Origin of the sequence: Arenibacter algicola, assembly GCF_000733925.1 — a bacterium.
Lineage (GTDB): Bacteria > Bacteroidota > Bacteroidia > Flavobacteriales > Flavobacteriaceae > Arenibacter > Arenibacter algicola.
The window spans coordinates 1-9,087 of the sequence record NZ_JPOO01000002.1; the positions used below are offsets into that span (position 1 = coordinate 1).

At 39.3% G+C, this 9,087-nt stretch carries 5 protein-coding genes and 4 pseudogenes; 5 read left to right on the plus strand and 4 right to left on the minus strand.

Annotated features, from left to right (window positions below; all coding sequences use genetic code 11):
- A pseudogene (locus tag U735_RS25725) lies at positions 1–678 on the plus strand (hypothetical protein); the annotation flags it as partial.
- 61 nt (positions 679–739) lie between these two features.
- Entirely contained in the window at positions 740–949 is a 210-nt protein-coding gene (locus U735_RS25730) for a hypothetical protein (protein ID WP_198036638.1), read from the plus strand.
- Positions 950–1,228: 279 nt separating this feature from the next.
- Here U735_RS25730 and U735_RS24525 read toward each other — a convergent pair whose 3' ends face one another.
- The 4 genes and pseudogenes from U735_RS24525 to U735_RS0110085 all read right to left on the minus strand — a co-directional run bounded on the left by U735_RS24525 (position 1,229) and on the right by U735_RS0110085 (position 6,564).
- Positions 1,229–2,581, minus strand: a complete 1,353-nt coding sequence (locus U735_RS24525; RefSeq protein WP_316933013.1) for a lipopolysaccharide biosynthesis protein — start codon at positions 2,579–2,581, stop codon at positions 1,229–1,231.
- Positions 2,572–3,850, minus strand: a pseudogene (locus U735_RS24530) (glycosyltransferase family 4 protein). The gene U735_RS24525 and the pseudogene U735_RS24530 overlap by 10 nt, the downstream one beginning before the upstream one ends.
- Positions 3,850–6,281 (minus strand): annotated as a pseudogene (locus U735_RS24535) (YfhO family protein). Before U735_RS24535 ends, U735_RS24530 begins: the two co-directional pseudogenes overlap by 1 nt.
- 19 nt (positions 6,282–6,300) lie before the next feature.
- The gene (locus U735_RS0110085; RefSeq protein ID WP_031443707.1) at positions 6,301–6,564 is read right to left on the minus strand and encodes a DUF4834 family protein; all 264 of its coding nucleotides are present in this window, start codon (positions 6,562–6,564) and stop codon (positions 6,301–6,303) included.
- A 118-nt stretch (positions 6,565–6,682) separates the two neighbouring features.
- Between U735_RS0110085 and U735_RS26130 the strand changes: the two genes are divergently transcribed.
- From U735_RS26130 to U735_RS24545, 3 genes and pseudogenes are all read left to right on the plus strand, one after another.
- Entirely contained in the window at positions 6,683–7,111 is a 429-nt protein-coding gene (locus U735_RS26130) for a transporter (protein ID WP_316933014.1), read from the plus strand.
- 8 nt (positions 7,112–7,119) lie between these two features.
- Positions 7,120–7,683, plus strand: coding sequence for a transporter (locus U735_RS26135; RefSeq protein WP_316933015.1), 564 nt, complete (start codon positions 7,120–7,122; stop codon positions 7,681–7,683).
- A gap of 111 nt (positions 7,684–7,794) precedes the next feature.
- A pseudogene (locus U735_RS24545) lies at positions 7,795–8,909 on the plus strand (GTP cyclohydrolase).
- Positions 8,910–9,087 lie beyond the last annotated feature (178 nt).

The window sequence follows — 9,087 nt, forward strand, 5'->3', positions numbered from 1 at the left end:
AATAGTGGTAGGGTATCCAGAGTTGGTGGTCTTTATGTATACTATAATAACCGTGGACTTTACAGCCATCATAGGGGATTCATCAATATCTACAACAGACATTATGTGTACAGCCCTTTCCACAGCTATTTTGTAAGACCGGCCATAGGCTTTGGTCTGGTATTCGGCAGCCCATACAGAAGATATTACGAACCTGTGAGATACACCTATTATAGACCATATCATCACAATTACAGGAAAGCATATGCTAAAATAGGCCACCATTACAAATACAATAAAGGGCATCACCATAAGAGAAGTACCATTTACAGAAACGACAAAAGAGTTGCCGTTAGGGATAATGGTTACAGAAACAACAGTAACCTGCGATCCAACCGTTCTGTAACAAGTAGAAATGATGGTTATAGAAATAGCAATACTGTTTCTAGAAGTACAACATCCAGAAGCAACAATGTTAATGGCAGAGACAATAATGTTTCAAGATCTACCACTCAACGTAGCAATGGAAACGCTACCGTAAAGAGAAGTACCACAGTAAGGAGCAGTTCTCCCAGTTCTAGAAATGACAAATCGGTTTCCAGAAGTTCTTCGATTCGCCAAAATGATAAGGGTAATGTTCAAAGAACCGTAAATAGAAAACCACTACAAGGAGTAGTAATGGCAGCGGAAGTTCTGTAACAAGGAGCAAAACAGTGGTATCCAGACCTTCCGGTAATACCAGGACAACGGTAAAAAGGAAGTGAACAGAAGTCCAAGAAATACTTCGATAAGTAGAAGTTCTTCAAGTAGAAGTAATAGTGGTTCATCTGTAAGGAATACTACTGTAAAACGACCAAATATACAGTCAAAAAGCAGTGTAAAAAGAACGGTGGCAAGATCCTCCAATAGTGGTAGTGCAAGAAAAATTTCAACAGCTTCCACAAGAGGAAGAAGTTCTAGAAGTAATTAAAAATAGTTTTTAGGTTGGTTAGTTGTTTAGCCCCGTAGCGAATTCGTTCCTGCGGGGTTTTACTTTATAAAGGAGTTTTGAATGCTCCCAATCTCATAAGTCTGAATGTTAACCACAACTTCCTGTCCAATGAATAAAGTATCTGTGCCGGGACAACTGACTCTCACCTATTTTCTACCGCCCAACTTTCCCAAATAAAATGAGATGGCCCAGATACATCTGAGGATATTTTAAAGCGATATAAAACAAAAATATAACAAAGCAGAATTAGAAAACTCTTTAGGGCAATGTTGAGCACAGGGTGGAAAGGAAAGGATACAAAGTAAAAAATGGTCGATAATGCCAACAGAAGAAATATAACCTTAAAGTCTCCTTTGTTATGGGTTGAATACCAAACTTCCATTTAACGAACCCCAATTTTATAGAATTGTAAATAAAAAAAGCCATAAAACTAGCTATGGCCGCACCATCCAAACCATATTTAGGAATCAACCATAGGTTCAACAAAATGGTGAGAATGGCCAAGGCAACCCCCATAAGGAGCAACGCCCTATAAAAATCCGAATTGTACATTATAGCATTGTTATTGCCCAACAAGGCATCATAAACTCTGGCAAACCCAATAATGAAAACAATTACATACCCACTACGATAGGATTCGGGCAACAAATTGTAGAGGTCATTTAGATTTAAAACAATCAAAATAAAGATGAGCCCGGATACTATAAATAAGGTGAGCGAGCTCTTTTGATATAATGTTTTAAGAGCCGTGATATCCTTTTTATGAAGTATTTCCGCAGTTAAGGGATAGGTAATGTTGTGCATGGACCTGGATGGAACGGCAATGACGGTTGCAATATACCCGGCAACACTGTAATAGGCTACATTTTTAATTTCTATAAATTGATTGATCATTACCTTGTCTACCTCTAACAAAACTATTGCGGCAGATCCACCCAAAATAATCAGGGTACTATAAGTAAGAATTTCGCGGGTGTTGGCAGGAAAACTAAAATTCAGCTTTAAACGAAGCGATCTTAAGGCATAGGCCTGCATTATAAGGGTTCTAAGGATATACATCCCAACCATGGCATTGAGAAACGTAAGTACGGAAATCACGTCCCAATAAACCATTAAAAGTAGCACTGATATCACTATTCTGCTAAATACCTCCTTCATGAAATTCCCAAAAACCGACTTCATCTGCACCTTGGCCCAAGCATAAAACACCTCAAAATAGGCCATTGCCACACCAATAATGAAAATATGCCACACATACCCCTTTACTATTGGGTTCTCCTTGGATAAAAAATTACCAATGGTCTCATTGGCCAAGTAGGAAATAGCCCCAAAGGTACAATAAGTTAGCGGTAAGAATACCATTAGGGTCAAAAAACCATCCTTCCCATTGCGTTCCTGAAAACCTGAATAATACTTGACCAAGGTATTTGGAATCCCAAATGCCAATATCGGCATTAAAACGGAAGATGCTGACAGTATTACATTGACCAAGCCAAAATATTCATCCGATAAAAACCGTGTATATAGAAAAAGGAGGTTCAATGCCCCTATGGCAAAGCCACTATAGGTAATCAAAGTATTGTTCAATGATTGTTTTAAGACTATTCCCATGCTAAATACTTGGACAGCTTTGCCGTTAATTCCCTTCTGTGATATTGGTCTACCTCTGCCAAAGGCAAAGTCAATTGCTCTTTTTTATATTCTTGAAACCATTGCAGCAGCGTACTTTTCAATTCATCCAACTGTGGATACGTATAGGTCTTACCTGTATTGGATTTGGCAATAAGTTCCCCGACTTCCCAATTGGTTGGGCCTATACCCAAGATAGGTCTTTTGGACGCCATATACTCAAATACTTTTCCCGGAATAATACCCTGGGTCTCTTCAGAATCTATCTCTATCAACAACAGCACTTGGGACTTTTTTTGATATTGTAAAGCCTCATCGTGCGAAATATAGCCCAATAATTTGGTATAGGATTGAAGACCATAAAAATAAATACTTTCCAAAACATCCGAACTAATAACGCCTGCCAATTGCAATTTGAAACATTTTTTGAAATCGGGGTATTCCTGAATTAATTCTGATAGCGCTTTCCAAAGATTCAGGGGGTTTCTCCCCGTAAGCAGGGATCCAATATGGGAAATGGTAAAATCAACATCCAAAGCCACGGAAATGCCAAGGCTTGTATCATAACCATTGGTAATAACAGTAATCGGTTTTTGGGTTATATGGGAAAACTCCAGTCTTGTGGTATTGCTGGTCACAATTATTTTGTCGGCCTCATTCAGTACCAAGTGCTCCAGCTTTTTGTGCTTGGCTTGGGAAGCATTGGTCAGTTTCAATTTTTTATGATAGCCGATCGAGGTCCAGGGATCCCGAAAATCCGTTATCCACCTAATTTTAGTGCGTTTCTTTAGTTCAAGGCCAATAAGATGCAAGCTATGTGGGGGTCCTGTAGTTATAACGGTTCCTATGTTTTCCAATTTAATGACATCGTGTAAAAAATCAACCGAAGGTTTTATCCAAAATTTTCTGGCATCGGGAATAAACAGATTTCCCCGTATCCATAACAACATTTTTTCTACAACAGATTGATTTTTGGAATTGATTATTCCAGCGCTTATCTTTTTGGTCTTTTTTTTGGAAAATATTCGGGCAAAGCCATAGGGTTCATATATGGGCTTTTTATATACTTTTATTCCTGCCGGTATTTCACCCGTTAAAGATGCGTCAATTATAGGATAATTGGGGTTTTCCGGAATATACAGTGGGTTCTATTTCAAAATCCCTGAGGTATTTCACAAATTTCAACCATCGCTGTACTCCAGGTCCACCTGCCGGAGGCCAATAATAAGTGATGATGAGTACCTTCTGCATTAAGCCGTTGGTTTTTTCCTAGAGGCCCAAAAAGCATGGCCAATTCCAAAAAAGAACACCAAGACCAAGATTATGGAGCTTGCCATAGTTATGTTGCCTCCAACCTTAATAAGGCTTGGCTCAAACTTAAACTCAATTTTATGATTTCCTGCAGGTACCTCCAAGGCCCTCAACACATAATTCACTTCAAAATGTTCCTTTAGATTACCATCAATATAGGCGTTCCAACCATGTGGATAGTACATTTCGGAAAATACGGCAATTCCAGGATTGGTATTATTGGAACTGTAGGTTAAATGGTTAGGTTTGTATTCAACCAACTTTATGGAAGCTGTAGAATCTGTCCTAAAATTAAGATCTTTTATATTTTCAAACTTCGATTTATTAAAAACCGCCTTATGCTTTAAATCCAAGGTATTCAATGCCATTATTTCGTCATTGGCATTAAACACAGGCACCAACTCGTCAATAAACCATGCATTGCCATTAGCATCAGGATTTAATGCGGGATAGGTCCTACCCTCTTCATCCTGCTGCACCACATATTTAACGTTCAACATACTCAAAACCCTAACGTTATTCTTGGAAATATGAAAATCGAACAATTCCTGGATCCCCGCTGGTTTAGCAGCATGATACCCCCAAATAGATTGATGGAAATAAGCCGTACGGCCTCCCCCGCCAATTTCCGATGGATCGTATACCCTAAAAACAGTAGTGTCCTGAGCTATCTGTCGGTCCATATCAGTTTCCTGAAAAGGTTCCAGCATTCTTCTTTGGGCCACAAAATCGTCTTCATTTACATAGCGCTTTGCAACCCCTATCAAATCGAACATTACCAGTACCCCCAATAGAACAATCACCAAATTTTGCTTGAATTTATTTTTCAAATAAAACCAAATAACCAAGGCTGCCAAGGCTACAAAGATCAGTGACCTTAAAATATCTGTATTGTAAACGGCCTTACGATCCGCAACAATCAAGGAAACAATATCATCACCATAATACTGGCGATAGGTTTCATCGCTCTGTCCAGTAAAGCTGAACATTCCCTTCACCAGAAAAAGAAGCACTCCGATTCCCAAAGTAATGAATAGGGTTAATTTTAAATCCTTTAGTTTCTTGGAAGTATCCTCTTTGGGGTCAAAAAGTTGTACCAAAGCGAGGATGGCCAAAACAGGAACACAGAGTTCCAGAATTACCTGAATGGATGACACCGCCCTAAATTTATTGTACAACGGAAAATAATCGATCATTACATCCGTAAGGAGGCCAAAATTTTTGCCCCATGAAAGAAGGAGGGCCATTATAGTACCTCCCAAAAGCCACCATTTTGCTTTTCCCTTTACCAAAAATAGCCCTAGGACAAAGAGAAAAAACACCACGGCCCAATATAGGCAGGGGCGGCAACAATAGGCTGGTCTCCCCAGTAAAGTGGCAAGGAACTGGTGAAATCCAATGCTTTGGTCCTGGATATACCATTCTCGGTCAAAAAGGTATAGGTCTTGGAATCGGCCCCAAGATCCTCGCCACCGGAACCGCCGAAAAGTCTTGGAACAAATAAATTCAAGGATTCTACAATCCCGTAACTATATTGGGTAATATATTCCCGATCCAGACCGGTACCACTTTCTTTAGGCTCTCCGTTGGCCGTAATGGTAAGGTCCGATTTTCCTCTTGTACTCCAATCCGCATATTCCTTGGTAGCCATTAGACTAGTGGCATTTGCTGCTATTCCCAGAAACACCGCCAAAATTAGGATTCCGACCGATATACCAAAATGCTTCAATTTCTTTTTCTTTATGGCATCCACTAGATATACAACCCCAAGAATAAGTATGAGTAACATAAATAGTAGGTCATTTGGTAATGGTTGGCCCCCACTTCCAAGGCCATGGCAATAGCCGTTAGTAGGAACCCCCAAAGGTATTTCTTCCTAAAAACCAAAATAATCCCCCCCAAGAGCATTGGCATATAACCAATGGCATGTGCCTTTGCATTGTGACCTACCCCAAAATAATGATCATATAGGTAGAAAAACCAAAGGCCAGTGCACCCAATACCGCCAACTTGTAATCTACCTTGAGACAGGATAACAAGATATAAAACCCGATAAGATATATAAAAAGATAATCTGCTGGCCTAGGTAAAAACCGGATAATCCGATCCAACTTTTTCACATAATCATGAGGATAATAAGCTCCCAATTGATAAGTGGGCATTCCGCCGAAGGCGCCATTGGTCCAGTACGGCTCCCCCCTGTTTTCTTCCTAAAATCGTTTTGTTCCTTGGCCATTCCCGTAAATTGAACAATATCCGATTGCTCAATTACCTTCCCCTGAAGTACGGGATGGAAATAGGCCAATGCTACAATTACAAAAAATACGGTTACAAAAAAATGGATAAAAAAGGCACTTAGACCGTTTCTCATGTTTGGTTGTGGTAAATGGTTATTCAATTTCCTCAAAATCTATGTATTCTCCAACATTTTTTGAGCTGTTCTTTTTCTTGGTCGTTTTTTTATCAATTATAACGTCGCCAATTTGCTCTTCCTCCTGTGGTTGCTGACCTGCAAAACCTTCAAACTGTTCCTTAAAATGTTCCTCGGTCTTTTTTGCGGCATACCTAAACAGTTTAGGAGCAAACCATTTCGCCAGAATTTTAAGCAAATAGTATACTAAGAGTACAATTAGTATCGTTTTTAAAAAACCCATAATTAGTTGACAAATTTTATATCAAAAGTACAATTCTAACGTTGTATTAATAGTGCAAAAGTCTTAAAATAATAATAAAATAGTACCTATGGAGTATAATGTTTCCAAGAAACGCCTTATGAAAATACTAATATTTGGAATTTTCACCATTCCGTTGGTCGCTTTTTCACAGTACACCGATGTCATCAACTCTAACAGGCCTGGACTTTCCGTAAGCGCTTATGCTATAGGTACAAATGTTTTACAGGCCGAATTTGGCATTGGCTATGAACAACAGGACCACACTAGGTTAGCTACCGAATCCAATATTTTAGGAGCTGATCTGTCATTGCGTTACGGCCTTCTTTTCGAAACCTTGGAACTGAATTATGAAGGCACTTTCGACAATCAAAATAAAACATATACCAACACAGGGGTAGAAATTAAGAACACCGATTTTTCCAGAAACAGAATAGGTTTAAAATTTTTAGTCTACGATCCTTTTAAGAATCCCGAAATAATAAACCCAATCTTTACAGCTGGAAGGCCAACTATGGTTTTAAGCTAAAAAACCTAATCCCTGCAGTATCGGTCTACGCAGGTGCCAATTTTGTATTGGGCGACAATCCCTTTTACCGTGGCGACCCCACAGTCTCCCCGAGGGTAATGGTTGCTACCCAAAGCAGGCTTACTCCCCGATTTGTACTTATTTCCAATATTGCATATGACAGATTGGGCTCTGATTTCCCGGAATGGAACTACACGGTATCCTTATCCCATGCCTTTAGAGATCCCAAATGGAGTGTCTTTGTGGAAAACCAAGGAATAAAAAGTGATCGGTACTCGGACGCGCTCCTTAGAGGTGGCGTAGCACATTTATTGGGTGAAAATATGCAGGTGGATATGAACTTGGGCGCCAGTTTTAAAAATACGCCCAGCAGGATCTTTGCCACAATGGGATTCTCCTATAGGGTAGATATGCACAGGGACAAGGTGAAGGCCATTGAAGATCAAAAGGCGGGAGAAAATGGCGGCCCCATCAACAAGAACGCCATGAAGAAAAAGAAAAAGGAAAAAATAAAGGTACCGGTGCAGAGGATATCGATTTGGGGCCTACCAAAAAACAACTACGGAAACTAAAAAAAAGGAAAAGAATAGGGACGATTCTGAAATTGATTTCTAACAAAATAACTTTTGTCCTTTTTCCTATAGATTAATATTGCTAATATTGAACCATACAAGAAACATGGTATGGTTACTCTGAAAGAAGCAAAAACAAAATCGGAACTTAAGGATTTCGTTAAATTTCCTTTTACACTTTACAAGGGCTCCCCTACTGGGTCCCTCCTATCATAAATGACGAGCTGGAGTCTTTTGACAAAAGTAAAAATCCTGTTTTTAAGGATGCCGATGCCTGGTTTTATATGGCCTATAGGGACAATAAAATTGTAGGTAGGGTCGTAGCCATTATCAATAGATTGGAAGTGGACCAACAGCAGGTAAAAAATGCGTTTTGGTTGGTTCGATTTTGTGGATGACTATGAAGTTTCAGAGGCGCTGCTCAATAAGGTGTCCGAAATAGGAAAGGAACACAAGTTGTCCTACATGGAAGGGCCTGTAGGTTTTTCCAATCTGGACAAAGTAGGTGTCCTAACCGAAGGGTTTGATGAGATAGCACCATGATTACCTGGTACAACCATCCTTACTATGTTGATCATTTTGAACGCTTTGGGTTTGTTAAGGAAAAGGAATACATGGAAAATAAATTCCCCTTTAGCAATGCGGAGCCCAAATTCTTTCAAAAGGCAAACGAACTGGTACGAAAAAGATATGGCGTAAAGGAATTGAACTTTACTAAAACCAAGGATGTAATGCCTTGGGTAGATCAGATGTTCGACCTTTTTAACGAGACCTATTCCTCCCTCTCTTCTTTTGTCCGTATCACCGATATTCAAAAGGATTATTTCAAGAAAAAATACATCAGTTTTATAAATCCCGAGTATATCAAATTTATATTGGATAAGGATGACAATTGATAGCGTTCGGAATAGTAATGCCTTCATTTTCCAAGGCCTTGCAAAAAGCGAAGGGAAAATTATTCCCATTCGGCATATTTCATTTGCTCAGCGCGAAAAAGAACAGCAAAGAGGTTATATTTTTATTTAATAGGGGTACTTCCGGAATACCAGAATAAAGGTGTTACAGCAGTAATGTTCAATGAGTATTACAAGACTTTTAAGGCCAAGGGAATAGAAAAATGTGTTAGGACACCAGAATTGGAGGAAAACGTGGCCATTCGCCAATTATGGAAACATTTCGACCCAAAAATATACAAGAGAAGAAGGACTTACAAAAAGGAACTTTAAACGGACCCAAGGGGCCAAATTTCAAAAAACGTCCAAAATTAAAAAAGCCAACCTAAATATTTAAGTTGGCTTTTTTTATGTAAGTTGAAATAGTTCTATTCTCCCATCGCTGCCGCTACCGCCGCAGACAGCCTTTTGTACGTACCATTCTGTAATCGCTCACGTATTACAGAGAAGG

Coding starts and splice junctions, on each gene's coding strand:
- U735_RS26130 (WP_316933014.1), top strand. CDS start 6,683: ATGAAAATACTAATATTTGGAATTTTCACCATTCCGTTGGTCGCTTTT.
- U735_RS0110085 (WP_031443707.1), bottom strand. CDS start 6,564: ATGGGTTTTTTAAAAACGATACTAATTGTACTCTTAGTATACTATTTG.
- U735_RS24525 (WP_316933013.1), bottom strand. CDS start 2,581: ATGGGAATAGTCTTAAAACAATCATTGAACAATACTTTGATTACCTAT.